Genomic DNA, 19,825 nt, shown 5'->3' with positions numbered 1-19,825 from the left:
GCGACTTCGGATGGGTGGAGAGGCTGGCGCTACCAGCGTTTGACGAGTTGCAGCGCGGCCTGTCGCCCGAGCGCACTGGCGTTGGTGGCGTCGTAACCAATGCCGTTTGCGGCGTTCACGAAGGGCGGATCGGTCGCAAGCAGGTTGGTGACCGTGACCCCGAGCGAGACGCCGTTCAGGGCGCCAGCCTCCGGACCAAAGGTGCGCGAGACCTGCAGATCCAGCGTCGTCCAGCTGCCGATGCGCTGTGGCGGCGACGATACCCGGTCGCGCGAGCGCGAGACGTAATTTGCGGCCAGCAACGTGCTCCACGTCTTGCCGTCCCAGCCAACGGTCGTACGTATACGCAGACGTGGCGGATAGCCGTAGGTCCCGGCGCGCTGCACCGCCCGCGCCTCGCTCGTCGTCTTGTCATCGAAACCGAGCAGATAGGAGGCGTTGGTCGCCAGCGCTGCTCGGCCACTGCCCAAAGCGAACCCGCCATGCGCACTGACGTCGAAGCCCCGCACGCTCACCGAGGATGCATTGACGTAGCGTCCATCGACGACCGCGCCGAAGACCTCGGCCGGGAGCCCCGCCGGTACCAGCGAGTTCGGATCGGCGAGCAGGCCTTCGACCAGGGTACGATCGGCGGCGTTCGACAGTGGCGACACGATCCGCACGAATGGCGTGAGCGAAGCGTCGATCAGCCCCTGAGCGATATTCTGATAGGCCGGTTGTGAAATGCGCTGGGTAAAGCGGGTCGAGGACACGTTGGCCTCGATGCCAACGCCGCCGAGGCGGCTGGGCGCTACCGTGAAACCCAAGGTTTTCGACGTTGCCCGCTCAGGCGTGAGGTCGGGATTGCCGCCCGACAGGAACAGCACGAGTGTGCTTGATCCGTTCGCCGTCGGTAGCTGCGTCGCGCTGATCCGTACCGGGTCGCGTGTCTCGCGCAACGATGGTGCCCGAAAGGACCGGCCGTAGCTTGCGCGAACCGCGATGCCACTTGCGGGTTCGTAACGCAGCCCGACCTTCGGATTCGTGCTGCTGCCGAAGTCGGTATAGCGTTCGTGGCGGACCGCGAGCGACAGTCCAAGTCGCGATACGCCCGGCATCGCATTGCCGTCGCCGATGAGCGGGACCGCCAGTTCGCCGAAGATCGCATTGATGTCACGGCTGCCCTCGACCCGCGCCAGAGGTCGTGGCGCATCGGAGGCATAGAGGCTCGTGCCGTCGCGCAGAAGCGCTTCGCGACGGCGCTGGGCTCCTACCGCAAGTCGGAGTTTGCCACCTGGCAGCGACAGAAGCGAGCCGTCTCCCTGCAGGTTGATCGTCGATATGCGGCTGCGTACCGCTTCATTCGAATAGCCACCGCCAATGAAGGCGAGGACCGCCGGGCTGTTGACGACGCCGACGCCGTAAGGATTGAAATAGCCGTCCCGCTTAGGGTCATAGCCAGAGCCAGCATCATCGGCGCCCCCGAGCGCCTCGGCGACATGCATCTGGTTGGCCAGACCCGATAGCTTGTTGACCGAGCGTTCCTGCGCGCGACTATAATAGCCATCCACATGCCAGTCGGGGCCGATCTCGGCGGTCGCACCGCCGGTCAGGCTGTAGGATTTGACGGTACCGTCTGCACGCGTTGCGCCGAGTTCGTCCCCGAACGAATAGGCGATCAGTGATGAGGGCGATCCGTCGGGGCTGACGAAATAAGGATTGCGCGCGTCGATTGATAGGAAGCCGAGATCGGGCGCTCCGCGGTAGGAGAAACGACGATAGGCCCCGCGCCCTTCGGCATAGAGCGAAATGCCGCGCCCCACTTGCTGCTCGGCCGTCACGTAAAGCGCGTGCCGCTTCTGGTCGGGTAGGAGATCGGTTCCTTCGCGCTGATTTTGCAGATTGCCATGACCGGGCACGAAGTCCGAAGGCGTCAGTCCGACACCGGACGTGCTGGCGGGGATCGCATAGGTCGGGACATAGCTGTTGCTGACGGGGTCGTAGCCGAGGATCGTGCCCGGGCGGGCGAAATAGGACCGCCAATCGGAGCCGCCGAGAGCGCGGAGATCGGTGGTGCGGGTATAGTCGCGTGCGGCACTCGGGAGCCGCTCGCGACGCTCATACTCATAGGCACCGAGCACGCGGCCCGTCTGCCAGACCGTTCCCGCGACCTGGCCGACCTGATATTCCTGCATGCCGCCGCTCGTCGTCGTGCCGGCTCGCAACCGAGTCTCGGCGCCGCGATAGGTCTTGCGCAGGATGATGTTCACCACGCCGGCCACCGCATCGGACCCGTAAAGTGCGGAGGCACCGTCGGTCAGCACTTCGATCCGGTCGACCGCCGCGAGCGGGATGGTGGACAGATCGCTGAAGTCGCCCTTGCCGCCCGAACCTGCGGTGCGGCGTCCGTTGACCAGAGTCAGCGTCGCGTCACTGCCGAGACCGCGCAGATTGGCACTCGAGGCCAGACCCGTATTGTCGACGGTGCGGTCCGTACCGGTGAGGCTCGTCTCCTCGTTGCCTGTGCCGCCGAAATTCTGGGGTAGTGTCGACAGCACGCCGGCGATCGTGCCGCGGCCGTTGCGGTCGATGGCGGCGCGATCGATAGTGATGACCGGCGAGGTCCCTGCACTTTCGCCGCGTATATTTGAGCCCGTTACAACGATATCCGCTCTCGATGCTGCGCCGGGGTCGCTATCAACGATCACGGAGCGTTCGGACGAACGCGGCGGGCGCGGCTTCGGGCTTGTGCGGGTGACCGAGGTAGGGCCCCGTGGTTCAGCGGTATCTGTCAGGACGAGAAAGCTGGTTGGCCCGGTCTGCCGCATCGAAAGCCCCGTGCCCTTTAAGATACGTCGCAGGGCATCTTCGCCAGAAAAGCGCCCGCGCAGTCGAACGCTGCGGCGCCCCTCGACCACGCCGCTGGCGAACAGGATCTGCAATCCCGTCTGACGTCCGAGCTGGATGAGGGCGGCATCCATGGCCCCCGCTGGCACGTCGATGGCGGCAGCAGCGGTACCCTGCGCAGACGCAGGTGCCGCCGCTATGAAAACCAGTGCCATTGCTGGCGCGGCGAGGCCCTTTGCCGAAAACGCGCTCATGTCGATCCCCCTGTGCGATCCGGCGTCGCGGCACACGGCCACGGCATTTCCGGTCATGAAGAGGAAACGCTTCAGGGCTGGCGCAACCCTAACACGTGTCTGAACGATTATTCGGTATCGAGCACATAGCGACCGCTCTGTTCCTTATCGGGGTGCAAGAACGATCGCGCCGTCGGACCGCGTGTCACGTAGATTGAACATCGCCGCGACCGTATCGGCAAAGGTCTGTCCCTCACGCGCCGTAAATGTTCCGCTAATCGGCTCACCGAGAAGACGCGGATCGCTCACCACGATCTTGCGCATGGAGTACCGGTTGATCTCGGCGATCGCCGTGCCAAGCGGGGTGTGAGAGAAGACGACCCGGCCCTCGCTCCAATCAGCTGCACCCGCCGGGATCGTCGCTACTGCGCTTGGCACACCGGCTGCGACCGTCACGCTTTGCCCCGCCACCAGATCGCGGTGTTTGGCCGGCTCGGTTTTGGATTGAACCCGGACGGTGCCGTCAAACAGTGCGACCGATATGGCGACGCCGTCGGCGCGAACGTCGAACCGCGTGCCGGTGGCGATCACGCGTGCGCCCTCGAAATCGACGGTAAACGCGCGCGGGTCGCCGTGATGAACGCTGAATCGGGCCCGGCCGTGGCCGAGCGTCACACCGCGCGTATTCTTCGTGTATCGGACGGTCACGTCGCTATCGGCATCCACGAGGATACTGGATCCGTCATCAAGGCTCACAGTGCGCTGCTCACCAACACGGGTCGTGAAATGATCTGGTTGCAGGAGAAAGATCCAGAACGCGAGGCCGACCGCGAGTATCAACGCACCGATTGCCCAGTGCGCGGCAAATATCGGGTTACGCGCCGACGTCGCACTTGCTGCAACCGCGTCTGCGACCGCGGCACGGATCGCCGCATCATCGCCGAGGTCGCCACTCTTGCGCCAGACGGCTTCGGCGCGAGCATAGGCTTGCGCGTTCCGGGACTCACGACGCCATGCGTAAAAGGCCGAGATCGTGTCCGTCGAAACGGTTGGCGTGTTGAGGGCGACGAGCCACTCCGCCGCTTCACGCGACGCGGCTGCCCCCAATTCTTCTTCGCTCGGTGCGGTCACCGGTCCTCGCCCTCATGGTCGATATGCGTTGCGCACATCTCGACCGCTCTGCTGATACGCCATTCGACCGTTTTCACCGAGATATTAAGCCGCGTGCCGATCTCCTTGTTTGTCAGCGGCGTGAATCTGCTCATCAGGAAGGCGTCACGGTACAAGGGTGGGAGCGACAGGATTGCATCGCGAAGCGCCAGATCGGCTTCCTGGCAGGCGGGCGTACTCGCATCGCCCCGCCTGGCGCTATCCTCGGCGAAGCGCTGGGCGCGGCCAATACGACGCATATAGTCGTAAGACAGGTTCACGCCGACGGTGCCCAGCAAGGCGCGGGGATGACGCCCGGCGTCATCGGTCGCATAGCGCGCGATCCGAATATACGCGTCCTGTGCTATGTCCTCCGCTGCATCGGCATGACGTCCGAGCACACGCCGGAGACGACGCACCAGCCATGTCGAATGCTCCCGATAGAGCGCTTCCAGTCCCGCTCCGTCGGGAGGATCCCACCCTGTGTCGCTGCTCATCTCGACCCGCTCCATCTCGTGGACGTGAAGAGGCGCACCCCGAACGACGCAGGGTCGGAAAACACGCTGGTGCGCGGACGGTTCGTCCGGGGACATGGCTCTGCCGAGAACAGGCCCCCTATCGAGAACGAGCAAGGTCAACGCCTCCGATAAGGATGCCGACACGACCCACACACAGAGGTTTCCACGCCTCTATCACCGCGGCTGCGATGATGTCCCGATGATGAACTACGTAAACCATCAGTGCAATAGAGCGGATCCCGAACGGCGGGAGGTATCCGCGCCATCACGACCAAGCGTCGTCGATGCACGACCTGAGTTGGGGCCGGGTGTTGGAACCTCTGTGTAAAGGCCCGTTATTTGGATCGAACCCTCGCGCCATAACCCAGGCACATCAAAGGAGCGCCCTGCATCACGGCACCCGGCGATCGAATGATATGCGGCACGAGCGCGCGGGGCAACTGATAGCTTTACACCGATGAAGCCTCAACCGCGGGACAGCGAGGTGTCGGTCCGCACGATCGATTGGCAAGTAATCGTACTCGTTTGAAACCAACTTGGCATAGCGAAAACGCAAAACGAGTAGGTGTTGAAAAGGCCATCGCTTAGTTCGATATGTCTGTGTCGGCGTTATTTTACAAACCGTTCACACGCGGCACTGCTTATTTAGACTTATGTTTCTCGGCTTAAATTTTCATCCCTGTATCGTCAGAACAGTCAGATTTATTAAATTAAATTAAGATTTATAAATAATAGTTACGACCTTTGATGACGAGCGGTTTCTTGCCCAAAGAAAAACGGGACAGCAAAAATGACAAATACAGACATGTATATCATGAATGACGATACTGCTTGGTGCGCTGTGCAAGTTTACGGACCAAAATCACAGATCACTCGCCTGAAGCGGCTTTGTATCACGCCAAATCTCTCCGGTACCAAAAAAATCTATTGGGACTTCTCTATCCGACAATTATTCCCAACAGCGAGTAGCAGCTTTCCGTCCGTGCAGGCATCCAGGTTCGAAGCGCGTCCAGATCATGACCCCAATCATTACGCCTTCAAATTCGATACTAGTAACCAATTTCCGAGTGATGTTTTCAAACACCTCGCTGTATTTTTCACGGAATTAGCGTTCGATTGTGATTGCATCGACTCCCTGGATGAATTCATGGGCTACGGCTGGTTCAACCCACCCTCCGGAGGGGAAAATTTCAGACAAAATATGCGGGTTCCATCGAATTACTGGACAACCGGCCCCGGCTTCAAACGCTCCCCGGCCAAACAAAAGATGCATCAGGATCGCATCGCAAAGCTGCTCATGGAACTACGCAATGCCAGTTCAAAAAAAGCCATGCCGACGTCTAAAACAGTACGATGATAGATATAATCGCCCCTCCGCGCCGTTTCTACGAAAAGGGCCCGCCGTTGCCGACGAGCCCCGTAAACTTCGCGTCGCGCTTTAGAACCGGATGGTAGCGCCAACCGCGATGTTACGACCGAGCGAGTCGTAGCGCGCGGGGATCGTGTTACTCCGTGCGAGGCTGATGTCGTACGAATTCGCGAGGATCGGCGGAGTCTTGTCGAGCAGGTTATTGGCAATAAACCGCAGCGAAAAGTCCTTGGCGATCGCAAACGAGAGCGCCAGATCGAAATAGCTGGCCGGTGCGATGTGGTAGAAGGTCGTGCGTGCCCGATCCGGCGTGCCGCCGATCGCTTCGTCGCCAGAATTATCCGCGCTGGTCAACGAACCGACATAGCGCCAATTGAACGACGTGCTGAAGATGCCATCGCCCGTGGTATAGGTGGTGCGCAGGCCGTGCGACCATTTCGGCAGCAGCTGACTGCAGCCATTGCCGTAATAGCCGGCGCAGTTGCGCTTGGGCAGGAGCGGCGAATCCTGGCTACCGGCAAAAGTCGTCAGCGACCCGTTGAAGTTCCAGTCGACCTTGCCCGCGCCGCCAAGAGCGAGCGTGTATTGCGCCTGGAAATCGATCCCGCGTGAGATCGACTTGTAATAGTTGGTCGTGCCCTGGCGAATGAAGCCGCTGGTCGGGTTGCTGCTGGCCGGTGCGTAGAGGATGCCCGTGCCCGGCTGGCGAACGATGCCCGAGCAGAAGAACGGATCACCGTTCGAACGCTGGCAGCCGTCGGTATAATAGGTATAATCGTTATACCCCAGCGAGTTGTCGATCCTGATCTGGTAGCGATCGACCGAGAAGACGAGCCCGCGGATGAAGCTTGGCTTCACCACCAAGCCATAGGTCAGCGTGTAGGCGGTCTCCGGGTCCGCGGTGTAGCCACCCGACTGGACGGTGCACTGGTTGCCGTCGCCCTGCGCGCACAGCAGCGTCGGACTGCCGTACAGTGCATCGGACAGGCCGGTCGCGCGGCAGACGTCACGCGATGCGACCGGCGTTCCATAGGTAATGGCACCGGTCGCCGGGTTGGTGGTGACGGTCGGTGCACAGAAATCGTTCTGCGAGCCGCCCTGAAGGCCATAGCTGACGTTCTTCGCCTGGCCGATCTCGATCACGGTCGGCGCGCGCTGCGCCTTGTTGTACGAACCACGGAAGGTCAGGTCGCTCACAGGGGCGTAGATGCCCTCTATCTTCCAGGTGTTGAAGGTCTTCGGGTTGCTGCTGTATTTCGAGACGCGGTAGCCGCCGTTCGCCTGCAACAGATGCGCGAACGGCCGATCCTCGATCAGCGGCGCCTGGACTTCGATGTTTGATTCCCAGACGTGTTGCGAGATATCCAGATCGCTGCCGCCGTTAAGCGCGCGATAGTCGGCATCAGCGGTCGAGGTGTAGTTGTCGTTGCGGTATTCCGCGCCCAGAGCGATCGCCACGCCCTGGTTGGCGAGCGGCGAGGTGATGCCGTATTTGCCGAGATCGCCTGTCACCGAGATCAGCCCGTCCCATAGCGTGCCGACGCCTTTGGTCTTGCCGCCGGGGGTCGTAAACAGCCAGTCGACAAGCGGCTGGCCCAGCGTGTTGGCGGTGAAGGCGTTGAACGGAACACAACCCGCCACGCCTCTGGCGCAGGTCGGCACGCCGTTGACGTTGACGACGTCGAGCGACTGGTTGATGCGATCGTAATTGGGCAGGACGCCGGCTTCGACGACCTGCTGGTTGCGCGCGTAGACGCCACCGAAATCCCAGGTCCACGCAGCGCCGACCTTCCCGCGGAACCCACCGGTCGCGCGCACGCCGCTGTTGATGTAGATGTCAGGAACATCGGGAACGTCGTTGAAGCGATAGCGCAGTTCGAGTGGCGCCTTCGTCGCCGTGCCGGCGGCGGCGCCGCAGATCGCGGTCGCCTGCGAGCCCGACAGATACGGGTTGTTGCAGTTCACCTGATAGGGCTGATCGCCATAGACGGTGTAGCTATAGATCCGCGCGGGAAAGACGTTCTCGGACTTGTCGCGGAACCAGATCGCCGATCCATAGGCCTCGATGTCGGAGGTGATGTCGGCGCTGACGAAGCCGCCTGCGTTCCACCGTTCGGAGGCGCGCTGATAGGAATAGCCGTCATACGGGTTGGCCGCATTGCCCGCGCCGACGCCGTAGGGGACGAAGGTCCGTGAACCGTCAGGGTTGTTGACATAGGCGGCACCGCTATTGGCACCCGAGCGCGGCGAGACGTAGCCGCTCCGCGAATAGGTCGACAGCGAGCACGACAGCGGACCGTCCTTGCCGGTCTGGATCAGCTGACACGCTGACGTCGAGCGCGCATCGTAATCGACGGCGTCGGTGTGGCGATAATTGACGAAGCCGGACATGCGGAGCTTGCCGTCGAACAACTTCTTGCCGGCGGTCACGGTGATGTCGGCACGACCGCCGTCGTTGGTCATGCCGCGCGGGCTGCCGAAACTGTTCGCGCGCGCCAGCGACGACACGATCGTGTCCTTGTTGTCGTGGTTGTAGAAATTGTAGTTGCCGTCGATCTGGAGCCCTTCGAAGTCCTTCTTCAGGATGAAGTTGACCACGCCCGCAACCGCGTCCGAGCCATAGACCGACGAGGCGCCGCCGGTCAGCACGTCGACGCGCTCGAGCAGCGACGGCGGGATGATGCCGACGTCCCCACCATTCTGCGTGCCGATGCGCTTGCCGTCGATGAGCGTCAGCGTGCGCTCGAAGCCGAGGCTGCGGAGCTTGATGCGCTGGCGCCCGTCGGAATCCTGATAATTCTGCTGCGCGTCTGGCGCGATCTGCGGGAGGCGGTTGAGTACGTCTTCGATGTTGGTCGGCGCTTGCGCGCGAATGTCCTGTGCGGTGACCGACGTAATCGGCGCGGCGGACGTCATGTTGGGGCGCTGAATGCGGGATCCGGTCACGACGACCGTGTCATCCGATACGGACGCAGGATTGGGTGCGGCAAGCGCGGTCGCGGCATCCGCTTCGACCTTAGCCTGTGCCGGTGTCTGAGCGGAATCCGCTGCAACATCCTGATTTTGCGCCGTTGCCGGGACAGCGCAGAACAAAAGCGACCCCGCAAGAGCGATACGCGACACAGTTTGGTCGAAGTTCATATACTTACCCCTTATCCGGCTGCGCCCTAACGCTTTGACCGTTTCGAACGACAGATTTCGTTAATTTGTCATATCAGTCAATACCCAAACAATACCTTTTAGATACATTTATGCTGAATTGTTGCGCAATAGTATCCTCTATTCGCTCAATGTCGTACGCGCACGGAGGGTCGCTCTCGACGCGCTAGAGGCGGAAGTCCGGTTATGTTCTCTCAGCGCCAAAACCGACAGGCGGGTCTCCACAAGGGTCTGGCCAATCAGCCTCTTGGTACCGCTCGCTGAACGAACGGCAGCTTACCGCTGATCGCCACCGTATCCGGACAGGCCGCTATCCTTCCCAACCCGGACATTCACGGCCGACGACGCATCAGATTTCTGCATCAACCGATGCCACGATTTCCGCGGCTTCGCGGCTGATGCATATCTCGTGATTTTTGCATCGTGACCCGCTGATTGCTTCGTTAGGTGTTTAGTCCCGGAACCCTGATCAGAGGCTTCCCATTCAGCACATGCATATCCACGAACACGTTTTGGTCATTCATCTGCGTGCGCGGACAAAGGCGCGGGTTCGCGCGAAACGTCAGGTCCGCTCGCATTCAATCCGGCCTCTCATACCGGTGAGTTCGGATACTGTAGAACAGAGAACGTTATCTGTCCGTCACGCCAGCCGGACGTCAACATTAACGATGTAGTTGCTGGTTGGAGAGGATGGCCGTCAGAAACAGCGACAGCGTGCTCCGGTTTAGGAAACGAAGGCCCACCGACGCGCAGCCGAGTGCGAATGGCGCCCTGGTCATGCGCAGGAAGGGCGCGACCCTGGCCTTCGCCATCATGGACGCGAGTTCCAAGGCCTCGACGATGCCTGTCGGATCGGTCCTGCGACGGTCGAAGGTGTAGGACGAATCGCCGTTGGCTGCCGAACCGAGATCTCGGCGTGGTGTCGGCGGTTTCTGGATGTGACCGGGGAGGCGACGATGTTCGCCGCCGGGTCGGCTCCCTGAGGTCATGCCGCGACCTCGTCGAACGATGTGCGGATCTCGGTCCGGCAACCGCTGGCGAGGACCCCGCGATCCAGAGGCCCAGCGATAAAGACTACGTTTCCACGCAGTCTCTCCTCGTTGATGAGGAAGCTCAGATAGGTCTTTTGGGAAATCGGAGGGCACATTTTTCAGCCGCAGCTTTCGCAAACGGACCGCAGGTATGCTGCTGTTGCACAATCAAATGGTCGGGGAGACAGGATTCGAACCTGCGACCCCCTGGTCCCAAACCAGGTGCGCTACCAGCCTGCGCCACTCCCCGACAGCGCTGCGGTTAGGGAAACATGGCCAAATACGCAAGCGTCCTGTCATCGCAAAGCCAGAATGCCGCGATGACGATCCCCCGTCGGCGTAGAAGATACCGTACATCACTTCCGCCGCCACCGCTTCTCGCCGATGGCCTGAAAGATACCGAGCCGGTCCAGCCCCGTGAAGGCGCCGGATCGAAACGTAAGGCAATGCGCAGAGTAGGAGTGCGAAACTGATCCGGTTTTCCGGCCGGCGTCGCCGGTCGATATGGATCAGGTCGTCCGTCAGGATCCACTACCGCAGCAGCGACGCCTCGTCGGTTGGCAGATCGAGCAACGCTAACCGCTGCCGGACGCCTGAATATTGCATCTTGGCGTCAGCGAGTGTCGCGGTTGAACAGGTATCTGTTTTGGACAACATTGACCACACGCAGATCATGGGTCTTCGATGCCCTATTCCAAGAAGGTTCAATTGGGACAACGCGCCGCCCTATATGCCCACGTCTGGACCGAGCGTGCCGGCTATGACGTGGTCGAGGTGGTTCGGGAAACTGAGTCCGGCATGAAGGCCAACCGCTCGCGGGCCAATCGGGAAGGGGCAATCGCATGAGCGATCATCCTGCCGCACGCGTCACCGACACGTTCGGCCACGATGCGAAGCTGGAAGGCCTTGCCGTCGGGATCGCAGTAGACGCGTTGCTCGCGGCAGGCGTAATTGCGACCGGTGGTCTGAGCGCGATCGCGGTCCGAGCAGCGTTAGCCACAGGCGGCACCACCGCTTTCGCAAGAGAGGCAATCGGCAAGCAGCTGATGGGGCCTGCGACGGGCATACTAACGGCAGGCTCGAACAACGTGGTTATCAACGCCCTGCCTGCTGCGATGGTCGAGCTGGCAAGTGACGACTGCTACAAGGATACCGGTAGCCCGCGTCGGGTCGCGGACGGATCGTCCACGGTTCTTATCAACGGAAAGCCTGCTGCCCGCGTCTCGGAGACAATGGACTTCGGTGCGGTGATCCTGACCGGCTCACGCAACGTGACCATCGGTGGGCCGCGCCAGTCGGCGGTATGCACCGCCCTTCGTGGCGAGGCGGCCACGTTCTAGCGCTTTTGAATCGATGCCCAAGCCGCGAGTGCAGCTTATGAGACGCCGGAGACACGCAAGCGCCCGAGGGTTACTGTAACGCTACGACGGAGGATTTGCGCAAGCTGGGTTTAATGCCCGACATCTCGATGATCGGTGCCGTCATGACTCCAGAGCCGAAAGGTTCGTGAACTCGCCGCCAAAGGCATCGGCCTCAACGAACGTGCGCCAGAAGATCAATCTACTCCGATGACCAATGCCGCGCAGACTGATCAATGGCCAGTGATCGAAATCCTAATCGACCACGGCGCGGATGTCTGGCCGCATGACGAGTTCGGCATTACCGCCGCCCAGCGCACCATCACCAGCCGCATTCTGCGGCTCGGACGAGGACAAGGCGCGGCTGCGCGTGATCGAGAAGCTCAAGGCGCGGGGCTATCCTTTCCCGCCACCCGGCCGTGATGAAATTCTCGCACTCTACGAAACGGGCAATTGGCCGCCTGTGGGTGCGTGCCAGTTACCCGCGTGCAGGGCATGACCATCGAGTGCCCAGAAGGATGGCAGGACAAATCGATGCTCGTACTATTGGCCGATCCCGGTACGCTTGGCATCGCCCCCAGCTTCGTCGTAACGCACGAGATCACGCCCAGCGACCTGCCCGCCGATCGTACGAAACGTCTGGAGGCCTTCGCCGACCGACAGGCCGAACAGATGCGCGACACGCTCCGGTCGAGGTTCAACGACGCCTAGCCTATATCCCCGGTTCAGTTCCCGAACTCCGCCTCGACTGGATATCGAACGGCATCCCGATCCGGCAGTGGATCACTTATACCAACGCTCCGGACGGCAGCGTGATGATCTCCACCGGCACCGCCGCACGTGCAGATTATGACATGGCAGATCCAGTATTCCGCACCATTCTCAATACCTTCCGTCTCACCTGATCGGCGGATCGGCATCGATGGTCTATATTGCAGCACTTAGGGTGTCATTGCGCATTTAGCCGGAACCGAACCTAGGACGCCTGATGCCTGGGTCCGCGGCCTAGGCATGCCAAAGCCGCCCGTTACCCTCGTAAATACAGCCATATCATCAGCGGGCAGATCCGTCTGTCGAAGGGTTACTTTCTCTGCACAACCGATCAGGTTTCGACGCCGATTTCATCGCCAAGATCCTTCGCGCAGGCGAATCCTAGAGCTAACGCATAATCGTCGGTGATAAAGTCGGACCATCCTACTCGGGGACGACAGAGGCCGCGTTCAATACGCGAGAGCGTTGCTTCGGTGACATTCCCGAGCATCCATGCCAGAAGGGCTAGACGTAGCGGCCCGCGGGCGCGACGCAGATCGCGCAGTCGTCGCCCAATTGCGACGTCGCTCATGTCGCGATCTGCGTCGTCACCGCCTTCGGCGGTCGGCGGCAGAAGCCCCAGCGCATGCTGCAGTGCCAGCTTGCTTTCCGACGATACGGGAGCACCCGCCTCGATTCTCGTCACGGTACGGGGCGCCAAGCCCGCTCTCGACGCTAGCTCGCGCTTCGTCAGACCGAGGCGCGATCTTCCTTTGGCTACGCGGTCGGCAAAGGTGATGCCTGAATCAACTACTGCCGTGCCGCCGGATACCGCGGAACGTACGCGCTTCTCCGCTCTCAACATCATAGCACCCTGCCGAAAATAGTTCGGGCAGATGGCTCAAGCCCAAAAAAATGACATATCAGACAGGACTTTCTTACACAAGGTCCGAGGAAGCCGACCCTTGTTGCTAGAAGGATGCACCCGTCGAGGCGTGGTCGGGAAGGGTCGGGCATGGAAACAGGATCGATGAAAGAGTGGAGAAGCAAGGAGGTCAGCGCGCTGCAAGCGTCAGCCGGCCCGGCGTCCGGCCAAGCAACCGCCTCAACGATAGCGCACAAGTATCGACGCGCACTGAAGAACGGCACCGGGGCTCACCTGACGCTGCCTGAACTTCAGTTGCTCGCGCACCTGGGCGCTCTGGATCTCGTGACCCGTGCAGAAAATGAGGAGCTCACGAATTGGCAAGAAATACTAGCCCGTATACCGTCGGGGACCACTGGCTCGACCAACGCCGCGATGGGAAAGCCGCCGGCATCTGGCAGATCGTCGCAAAGTCCCGCGACGGACGATCGATCGTATATAAAAGCACTCGGACTCGCGACCTAGAGGTCGCCAAGGCAGCGATTCACGCATTCGTCGAGACCAAACGCGCCATGGGGCTTCAGAGCAGCGAGGACGCCGAGGTCCTCCCCCATCTGTTCCTGTACTGGAAGGAACACGGTCGGCACACGCGAAATCCGGACACAATCGCTGGAAGCCTCCGGGCGTTTATCGGCTTCCTTCTACAGGACCCGGTCCGCGCGCGGGTACGGTTCTCGGAACTCACGCGCACCGTCTTCAGGCGCTTCATAAATTGGCGGATGAAGCCCCACTCCTTCACCGTCGACTGGCTAGGGCGAGAGATGCTCCTCGTATCCAAGGGCGTTAAGGGCGAGAGCGCTCAGCGAAACATCGACGACGTTCGAGCCGCCTTGAACCACGCCGTGGAGATGGAGCGGGTACCGTCCGCGCCAAAAGTGCCCAGCGTAGCGAAGGAACATCGCTCGCCTCCGAGAGACGTAAGGATGTCGCTCGATGAGTTGGGCGCCATTGCAGGGTACGCTTCGCAGGTGTCGTCGGACACCGACGACAAGGGCTTTGGCCGGTGGTTCTGGCTCATGATCGGAACCGCTTGCCGTCCGGACGCGGCACTGGCTTTCGATCCGCTCGTGCAGTGGAAAGAAGGACTTGTGGACACTCATCCAGAGGGTGCACCTCGAACAAAGAAGCACAATCCCGTCGTCGCCGCCGCACCCGCACTTGCAGCGATGCTTGACGCCTGGCGCGAACAGAGTCTGGCCGAACGTAAGAATAGCCCGCCGCCAAAATCGAGAGGCAGGGCTTGGCGGACCATGCGACGGGCGTTGGGGCTGCCAGACCAGTACATTCCGAAAACAATCCGCCACACCGTGGCCACAGAACTGCGGCGCAGAGGTGTTCCGGCGGAACAGATTTCGGTCCTGCTCGGTCATCGACCGGCCGATTTGGAACGTATGACTGCCGTCTACGCTAAGTACGATCCACGCTATCTCGCTGAAGCGGTCACCGCGCTTCAATCGCTACTGATAGAGGTAAACCAGAAGGCGAAAAATTGGTCCGCGGGACATCGTGTCGTCAAGATTGGGAACGCGCCGGTAGCAGTCATCGTGGTGGACGTCATCGACCAGCAGCCATCGTAATCATTTTCGAAGGCGGAGACGCGAAAATCGAGGTCGCAATCCATGCGACTCATTCCAATCGACGGTCCGTTTGCTGACCATTTGCTGTCCATCGGGAGATTTCCTAGATCGGAGCAGACCCACTATAGCCAGCAAAGTATTGATTTTACCGGAGATTTTGGTGGGCGATGACGGGCTCGAACCGCCGACATTCTCGGTGTAAACGAGACGCTCTACCAACTGAGCTAATCGCCCCTCTCGGGTGGACGTCCGATGCCAAAGCCGGGCGGCCGGGGCAAGCTAAAATCACGGAATGCGAAGGTCGGCGCCCCTGGTGGCCACGATATACCCACGCATCGCCTCGCTCGCGCGATCGGAGAGAACCATAAAGGCGCGGCGACGGTCGAGCAGGTCAGGGCGGCGTTCGAACAGCCCGGTGTCGGTCATTCGCGCGATCCAGCGCAGCGCGGTCGTCGGTGCGACTGCCGCCGCGATGCACAGGCTCGACACCGACACGCGGCCCCGCTCCAGCTCAGCGGCGTAGAGATCGAGCAGCATGTCCCAGCCGGGATCCTCGAACAATGTCGCGCCGAAGAACTGGTCCCGCAATCGGCGCGCGCGGATTGCTCGACGGACATCCGCCGCGCTCGGCTCGACCAAGGCGGGCGGTGCGCCGTAGCGATTGGTGCGGTCGCCGACGATCGGCGCGGCGGGTGCGTCGCCCTCGATCTCCGCCCGCGTCAGTTTGGCGAGCGCTTCGGCGATCCGCGCGACCTCGGTGTTCAGTCGCTCGAGCCGGGTGCCGTCGGTCTCGCGGTGGAAATCGAACACGCCCGCCGGCGTGCGCGCAGCTTCCGCCGCGACCACGATCGCCGCGACACAATCGCCGACGGTGGGATCGACCAGCAACCGCGTGCTGCCGCCGAGCGTCGCCGCGGCGACAACGTCGATCTCGTCGACGCTCAGGGCGACCACCAGTCCCGCCTGCATCGAAGCCGCCTGATGGACGATTCCGGGCAGGCGTTCGGCTAGTATCGCGGGGTCGACGCCGGCCGCCTCGACGACGATCACCTGCGGCGTCGCATGATCACCGAAGCCTGCCGGCCAGTCGAAACGGGCGACGATCCGACCATTTAGCGCGGCGAGGGCCACGGTCAGCCGGTCCGGCGCGCCGGGCGCGGCGATGAGGATCGCGTCGATCCCCGTGTCGTAATTCGCCGCGTCAGGCGGGCCGTCAGATAGGGTCATCAAGGTCTCCGCTGTGATGCGGAGACTAACCTGCGTCAGGTGAGGAGTTACACCCGAACTGGATCGAGTTCCGTTGCAGTTGGGAACCCTACGCGAACAACTCAGTCGAGCGCCTTGACGATATCCTCGACAATCTTCTTCGCGTCGGCCAGCAGCATCATCGTATTGTCGCGGTAGAACAGTTCGTTATCGACGCCTGCATAGCCGACGCCGCCCATCGATCGCTTGATGAACAGCACGGTCTTGGCCTTCTCGACGTCGAGCACCGGCATGCCATAGATCGGCGAGGTCTTGTCGGTCTTGGCGGCGGGGTTGGTCACGTCGTTCGCGCCTATCACGAACGCGACGTCGGTCTGTGCGAACTCGCTGTTGATGTCCTCCAGCTCGAACACATCGTCATACGGCACGTTCGCCTCCGCCAGCAGGACGTTCATGTGCCCCGGCATGCGCCCCGCGACGGGGTGGATCGCGTATTTCACGCGGACCCCCTCCGCCTTCAGCTTGTCGCCCATTTCGCGGAGGACGTGCTGCGCCTGCGCGACCGCCATGCCGTAGCCGGGGACGATGATGACCTGTTCGGCCTGGCTCATCAGGAACGCGGCATCTTCCGCCGAGCCGCGTTTCCACGGCCGATCGACGGCTGAGCCGCCACTTCCCGCGCCTGCATCGCTCGTACCGAAGCCGCCGGCGATCACGCTGATGAAGCTGCGGTTCATCGCGCGGCACATGATGTAGCTGAGGATCGCGCCCGAGCTGCCGACCAGCGCGCCGGTGATGATCATCGCGCTGTTGTGCAGCGTGAAGCCCATCGCGGCGGCGGCCCAGCCCGAATAGGAATTGAGCATGCTGACCACCACCGGCATGTCCGCGCCCCCGATCGGGATGATCAACAGGAAGCCGATGACGAAGCTCAGGATCACGATCGTCCAGAAGATCCACGGCTCTTGGTTCGTAACGAAATACGCGATCAACCCGAGGATGCCGGCGAGCAGCGCGATGTTGATGACGTGCCGGCCGGGCAGCATGATCGGCTTGCCGCCCATGTTGCCGTTGAGCTTCAGGAACGCGATCACAGAACCGGAGAAGGTGATCGCACCGATCGCCACGCCGAGGCCGAGTTCGATCCGGCTGACGGGGTGGATCACCGCGAACGGCTGGCCGATCAGCGGAATGACGAGATCGGAAATCCCGAACGCCTGCGGGTTGAGATAGGCCGCGACGCCGACCAGTACCGCGGCGAGACCGACGAGGCTGTGGAATGCGGCGACAAGCTGCGGCATGGCGGTCATCGCAATCCGGCGAGCGGTGACGAGGCCGATCGCCGCGCCGACGCCGATCGCCGCAAGAATTTCGACGACCGTGGTCCAGTCGATAGCGCGCACGGCTATCGTAGATCCGGTGTCGGAAACGAGAAGGTGCTGAACGAATGGCACATGCGTCACCAGCGTCGTCACGACCGCGATCGTCATGCCGATGATGCCGAACCGATTGCCGCGCTGGCTTGAGGCCGGGCTCGACAGCCCACGCAGCGCGAGGATGAAGCACATCCCCGCCACCAGATAAGCGAGCGATGCCCAGGGGCTGACCGTCAGTTCATGCATCGCGCGTCCCCTTCACGTCCGTATCGCTCACTTGCTCGCAGCAGGCGCGACCGGCCGTTCCTTTTTCTTGTACATCGCCAGCATCCGCGCGGTGACCGCGAAACCGCCGAAGATGTTGATGCTCGCCAGCACCACCGCCAGCAACCCGAGCGCCTTTGCCACGCCCGATCCGGCGCCGATGCCAGCTGCGGCGGCGGCGATCAGCGCGCCGACGATAATCACCGAGGAGATCGCGTTGGTCACCGCCATCAATGGCGTGTGCAACGCCGGCGTCACTGCCCAAACCACGAAATACCCGACGAAACACGCCAGCACGAAGATCGACAGGATCGCGATAAAGTCCATTGTTCGGTCTCCGATTCTCTCAGGCTGCCGCGCGCGCAGCGGCGGGGATAGTGCGTCCCATGTCTTCGGCAGCTTCGATCCAGCAGGCGATCGCATCATAAGCATTGGCAAGCGCGTCCTGCGGCGTGTCGCCGTCGGACTTGCACCCAGGGAGTGCCGGGACAACCGCAAGATATCCCCCACCAGCTGAAGGCGACAGCGGCCGAATCACGACCTCATAATCTTGCGGGCTCATCGTTCCGTTCTCCGCACCGCATCGATGAACCTGACGAGATCGCGAATATAGACCGGCTTGATCGGCCGGTGCGCGGGGATCGTCAGGATTTCGACCTGGCTTGTATGCTTCACCTTGTAGTGTGAGCCGTTGCGGGGTGGGCTGCAAGATATCCCCGCCTCCGCACACGCAGCGACGACATCCTGGATACGCCAGTCCCGCGGATTGGCCCGCATCGCATCGAGAAGCCGCTCGCCACGGGTCATGCTCTCCGGATCATGTCAGCAGCCTTGGGTTCACGATCTTGCCACCCTGCGTCAGCCGGATCGCATCGCCGATCTCGGCGTCGAGCACGGGTCGCCCCGCCTCCTTGTCCCAGAAGGCGTTGAGGAAATTGAACAGGTTGCGCGAGAACAGCGCGCTGGCGTCTGCCGCCAACCGCGACGGCACGTTGCGGTGGCCGACGATCTTAACGCCGTTTACCACGACCACTTCACCCGCGACCGAGCCCTCGACATTCCCGCCCTGCTCGACCGCAAGATCAACGATCACCGATCCCGGTTTCATGCTGGCCACTTGCGCCGCCGAAATCAGCCTAGGCGCAAGACGCCCAGGGATCAGCGCGGTGGTGATGACGATATCCTGCTTGGCGATATGACCCGACACCAATTCGGCCTGCGCCGCCTGGTATTCGGGGGACATCTCGCCGGCGTAGCCGCCCGTCCCCTCGCCTTCGATCCCCGCGACGTTCTCGACGAAGATCGGCTTTGCACCCAACGACTGGATCTGCTCGCGAGTCGCAGCGCGCACGTCGGTCGCCGACACCTGCGCGCCGAGCCGCCGCGCGGTCGCGATCGCCTGGAGCCCCGCCACGCCGACGCCCATCACGAACGCCTTGGCCGCCGAGATCGTCCCCGCCGCGGTCATCATCATCGGAAACGCGCGGCCATATTCGGCCGCCGCGTCGAGCACCGCCTTGTAGCCCGACAGGTTGGACTGCGACGACAGGATGTCCATCGACTGGGCGCGCGTGATGCGCGGCATGAACTCCATGGCCAGCGCTTCGTAGCCCGCCGCGGCATAAGCCTCGACTCGCGCACGCTCTGCAAAGGGATTGAGGCTGGCGACGATCCACGCCCCAGGCGTCACGCCTTCCAGCGAAGCGGGATCAGGTCCCTGCACACCGAGCACGATATCCGCCCCCGCCAGCGTCGCCGCACGGTCGCCCACCGACGCGCCCGCATCCGAATACGCGGCATCGGCGATCGAGGCGGTCTCACCCGCGCCCGCTTCCACGGCCAGCGTCGCCCCCAACGCAATGAATTTCTTGACCGTTTCCGGCGTCGCGGAAACCCGCCGCTCGCCGTCCGCTTGCTCTTTCAGGACGGCGATCTTCATGGCGTTACGAGATCAGCCAGATCACGAGCGCGACGACCAGCGCACACCCGACTGCGCCCCATTTCATCATTCCCGTCACGCTCGAATAGGTCGCGACGTGCGCCTTCATGTCCCCGTTGCCGGCCATGGTTCGTGCCCCAATCCT

Annotated in this window: 19 protein-coding genes and 2 tRNA genes; 5 read left to right on the top strand and 16 right to left on the bottom strand. The window is 62.1% G+C overall.

What is annotated here, in order from left to right; translation table 11 throughout:
• Positions 1–29: 29 nt before the first annotated feature.
• The 3 genes from ASE82_RS14240 to ASE82_RS14230 all read right to left on the bottom strand — a co-directional run bounded on the left by ASE82_RS14240 (position 30) and on the right by ASE82_RS14230 (position 4,705).
• Positions 30–3,080 (bottom strand): TonB-dependent receptor, encoded by a 3,051-nt coding sequence (locus ASE82_RS14240; protein ID WP_056064577.1) that lies wholly within the window; start codon positions 3,078–3,080, stop codon positions 30–32.
• A gap of 144 nt (positions 3,081–3,224) precedes the next feature.
• Complete coding sequence (locus ASE82_RS14235) at positions 3,225–4,190, bottom strand: FecR family protein (RefSeq protein ID WP_056064574.1); 966 nt, start codon at positions 4,188–4,190, stop codon at positions 3,225–3,227.
• Positions 4,187–4,705 carry an RNA polymerase sigma factor gene (locus ASE82_RS14230; protein WP_056064571.1) on the bottom strand — a complete coding sequence of 173 codons (519 nt, stop codon included), beginning with the start codon at positions 4,703–4,705 and terminating at the stop codon, positions 4,187–4,189. The genes ASE82_RS14235 and ASE82_RS14230 overlap by 4 nt, the downstream gene beginning before the upstream one ends.
• 811 nt (positions 4,706–5,516) lie before the next feature.
• Between ASE82_RS14230 and ASE82_RS19520 the strand changes: the two genes are divergently transcribed.
• Positions 5,517–6,083, top strand: a complete 567-nt coding sequence (locus tag ASE82_RS19520) for a hypothetical protein (protein ID WP_156348899.1) — start codon at positions 5,517–5,519, stop codon at positions 6,081–6,083.
• 81 nt (positions 6,084–6,164) lie between these two features.
• On the opposite strand, the gene ASE82_RS14225 is transcribed toward ASE82_RS19520, so the two are convergent.
• From ASE82_RS14225 to ASE82_RS14215, 3 genes are all read right to left on the bottom strand, one after another.
• On the bottom strand, positions 6,165–9,236 hold the full coding sequence (locus tag ASE82_RS14225) for a TonB-dependent receptor domain-containing protein (RefSeq protein ID WP_056064567.1): 3,072 nt from the start codon (positions 9,234–9,236) through the stop codon (positions 6,165–6,167).
• 680 nt (positions 9,237–9,916) lie between these two features.
• Positions 9,917–10,243 (bottom strand): hypothetical protein, encoded by a 327-nt coding sequence (locus tag ASE82_RS19515; RefSeq protein WP_156348898.1) that lies wholly within the window; start codon positions 10,241–10,243, stop codon positions 9,917–9,919.
• 215 nt (positions 10,244–10,458) lie between these two features.
• Positions 10,459–10,535 (bottom strand) — tRNA-Pro (locus ASE82_RS14215).
• 434 nt (positions 10,536–10,969) lie between these two features.
• On the opposite strand from ASE82_RS14215, the gene ASE82_RS19510 reads away from it, so the two are divergent.
• Complete coding sequence (locus ASE82_RS19510; RefSeq protein WP_156348897.1) at positions 10,970–11,131, top strand: hypothetical protein; 162 nt, start codon at positions 10,970–10,972, stop codon at positions 11,129–11,131.
• Positions 11,128–11,625 (top strand): PAAR domain-containing protein, encoded by a 498-nt coding sequence (locus ASE82_RS14210; RefSeq protein WP_056064560.1) that lies wholly within the window; start codon positions 11,128–11,130, stop codon positions 11,623–11,625. The genes ASE82_RS19510 and ASE82_RS14210 overlap by 4 nt, the downstream gene beginning before the upstream one ends.
• Before the next feature lie 273 nt (positions 11,626–11,898).
• On the opposite strand, the gene ASE82_RS20270 is transcribed toward ASE82_RS14210, so the two are convergent.
• Positions 11,899–12,030 carry a hypothetical protein gene (locus tag ASE82_RS20270; RefSeq protein ID WP_268795431.1) on the bottom strand — a complete coding sequence of 44 codons (132 nt, stop codon included), beginning with the start codon at positions 12,028–12,030 and terminating at the stop codon, positions 11,899–11,901.
• A 147-nt stretch (positions 12,031–12,177) separates the two neighbouring features.
• Here ASE82_RS20270 and ASE82_RS14205 point away from each other — a divergent pair, with 147 nt between their 5' ends.
• Entirely contained in the window at positions 12,178–12,354 is a 177-nt protein-coding gene (locus ASE82_RS14205; RefSeq protein WP_156348896.1) for a hypothetical protein, read from the top strand.
• A gap of 391 nt (positions 12,355–12,745) precedes the next feature.
• Here ASE82_RS14205 and ASE82_RS14200 read toward each other — a convergent pair whose 3' ends face one another.
• Complete coding sequence (locus tag ASE82_RS14200; protein ID WP_235524723.1) at positions 12,746–13,258, bottom strand: helix-turn-helix domain-containing protein; 513 nt, start codon at positions 13,256–13,258, stop codon at positions 12,746–12,748.
• 377 nt (positions 13,259–13,635) lie between these two features.
• Between ASE82_RS14200 and ASE82_RS14195 the strand changes: the two genes are divergently transcribed.
• On the top strand, positions 13,636–14,895 hold the full coding sequence (locus ASE82_RS14195) for a tyrosine-type recombinase/integrase (protein WP_056064552.1): 1,260 nt from the start codon (positions 13,636–13,638) through the stop codon (positions 14,893–14,895).
• A 158-nt stretch (positions 14,896–15,053) separates the two neighbouring features.
• Here ASE82_RS14195 and ASE82_RS14190 read toward each other — a convergent pair.
• The 8 genes from ASE82_RS14190 to ASE82_RS19005 form a co-directional block, all read right to left on the bottom strand.
• Positions 15,054–15,129, bottom strand: a tRNA-Val gene (locus ASE82_RS14190).
• A 51-nt stretch (positions 15,130–15,180) separates the two neighbouring features.
• Positions 15,181–16,122, bottom strand: coding sequence for a hypothetical protein (locus ASE82_RS14185; protein WP_056064549.1), 942 nt, complete (start codon positions 16,120–16,122; stop codon positions 15,181–15,183).
• Positions 16,123–16,223: 101 nt separating this feature from the next.
• Entirely contained in the window at positions 16,224–17,723 is a 1,500-nt protein-coding gene (locus ASE82_RS14180; RefSeq protein WP_056064546.1) for an NAD(P)(+) transhydrogenase (Re/Si-specific) subunit beta, read from the bottom strand.
• Positions 17,724–17,750: 27 nt separating this feature from the next.
• Positions 17,751–18,068: an NAD(P) transhydrogenase subunit alpha gene (locus tag ASE82_RS14175; RefSeq protein ID WP_056064542.1), complete on the bottom strand. Its 318-nt coding sequence runs from the start codon at positions 18,066–18,068 to the stop codon at positions 17,751–17,753.
• Between the two features lie 19 nt (positions 18,069–18,087).
• Positions 18,088–18,303 (bottom strand): type II toxin-antitoxin system HicB family antitoxin, encoded by a 216-nt coding sequence (locus tag ASE82_RS14170; RefSeq protein WP_056064539.1) that lies wholly within the window; start codon positions 18,301–18,303, stop codon positions 18,088–18,090.
• Positions 18,300–18,548, bottom strand: coding sequence for a type II toxin-antitoxin system HicA family toxin (locus ASE82_RS14165; RefSeq protein ID WP_056064536.1), 249 nt, complete (start codon positions 18,546–18,548; stop codon positions 18,300–18,302). The genes ASE82_RS14170 and ASE82_RS14165 overlap by 4 nt, the downstream gene beginning before the upstream one ends.
• A 10-nt stretch (positions 18,549–18,558) precedes the next feature.
• Complete coding sequence (locus ASE82_RS14160) at positions 18,559–19,680, bottom strand: NAD(P) transhydrogenase subunit alpha (RefSeq protein ID WP_056064533.1); 1,122 nt, start codon at positions 19,678–19,680, stop codon at positions 18,559–18,561.
• A gap of 4 nt (positions 19,681–19,684) precedes the next feature.
• Positions 19,685–19,807: an aa3-type cytochrome c oxidase subunit IV gene (locus ASE82_RS19005; protein ID WP_082441508.1), complete on the bottom strand. Its 123-nt coding sequence runs from the start codon at positions 19,805–19,807 to the stop codon at positions 19,685–19,687.
• Positions 19,808–19,825 lie beyond the last annotated feature (18 nt).

The sequence above is a fragment of the Sphingomonas sp. Leaf230 genome (genome assembly GCF_001421745.1).
Lineage (GTDB): Bacteria > Pseudomonadota > Alphaproteobacteria > Sphingomonadales > Sphingomonadaceae > Sphingomonas.
This window is presented reverse-complemented; position numbering and strand designations above follow the sequence as displayed.

Bases quoted from the DNA above. Each gene is read 5' to 3' on its own strand.
- ASE82_RS14240 (WP_056064577.1), bottom strand. From the start codon at position 3,080: ATGAGCGCGTTTTCGGCAAAGGGCCTCGCCGCGCCAGCAATGGCACTG.
- ASE82_RS14230 (WP_056064571.1), bottom strand. From the start codon at position 4,705: ATGAGCAGCGACACAGGGTGGGATCCTCCCGACGGAGCGGGACTGGAA.
- ASE82_RS19520 (WP_156348899.1), top strand. From the start codon at position 5,517: ATGACAAATACAGACATGTATATCATGAATGACGATACTGCTTGGTGC.
- ASE82_RS14225 (WP_056064567.1), bottom strand. From the start codon at position 9,236: ATGAACTTCGACCAAACTGTGTCGCGTATCGCTCTTGCGGGGTCGCTT.
- ASE82_RS19515 (WP_156348898.1), bottom strand. From the start codon at position 10,243: ATGACCTCAGGGAGCCGACCCGGCGGCGAACATCGTCGCCTCCCCGGT.
- ASE82_RS19510 (WP_156348897.1), top strand. From the start codon at position 10,970: ATGCCCTATTCCAAGAAGGTTCAATTGGGACAACGCGCCGCCCTATAT.
- ASE82_RS14210 (WP_056064560.1), top strand. From the start codon at position 11,128: ATGAGCGATCATCCTGCCGCACGCGTCACCGACACGTTCGGCCACGAT.
- ASE82_RS14205 (WP_156348896.1), top strand. From the start codon at position 12,178: ATGCTCGTACTATTGGCCGATCCCGGTACGCTTGGCATCGCCCCCAGC.
- ASE82_RS14200 (WP_235524723.1), bottom strand. From the start codon at position 13,258: ATGTTGAGAGCGGAGAAGCGCGTACGTTCCGCGGTATCCGGCGGCACG.
- ASE82_RS14185 (WP_056064549.1), bottom strand. From the start codon at position 16,122: ATGACCCTATCTGACGGCCCGCCTGACGCGGCGAATTACGACACGGGG.
- ASE82_RS14180 (WP_056064546.1), bottom strand. From the start codon at position 17,723: ATGCATGAACTGACGGTCAGCCCCTGGGCATCGCTCGCTTATCTGGTG.
- ASE82_RS14175 (WP_056064542.1), bottom strand. From the start codon at position 18,068: ATGGACTTTATCGCGATCCTGTCGATCTTCGTGCTGGCGTGTTTCGTC.
- ASE82_RS14170 (WP_056064539.1), bottom strand. From the start codon at position 18,303: ATGAGCCCGCAAGATTATGAGGTCGTGATTCGGCCGCTGTCGCCTTCA.
- ASE82_RS14165 (WP_056064536.1), bottom strand. From the start codon at position 18,548: ATGACCCGTGGCGAGCGGCTTCTCGATGCGATGCGGGCCAATCCGCGG.
- ASE82_RS14160 (WP_056064533.1), bottom strand. From the start codon at position 19,680: ATGAAGATCGCCGTCCTGAAAGAGCAAGCGGACGGCGAGCGGCGGGTT.
- ASE82_RS19005 (WP_082441508.1), bottom strand. From the start codon at position 19,807: ATGGCCGGCAACGGGGACATGAAGGCGCACGTCGCGACCTATTCGAGC.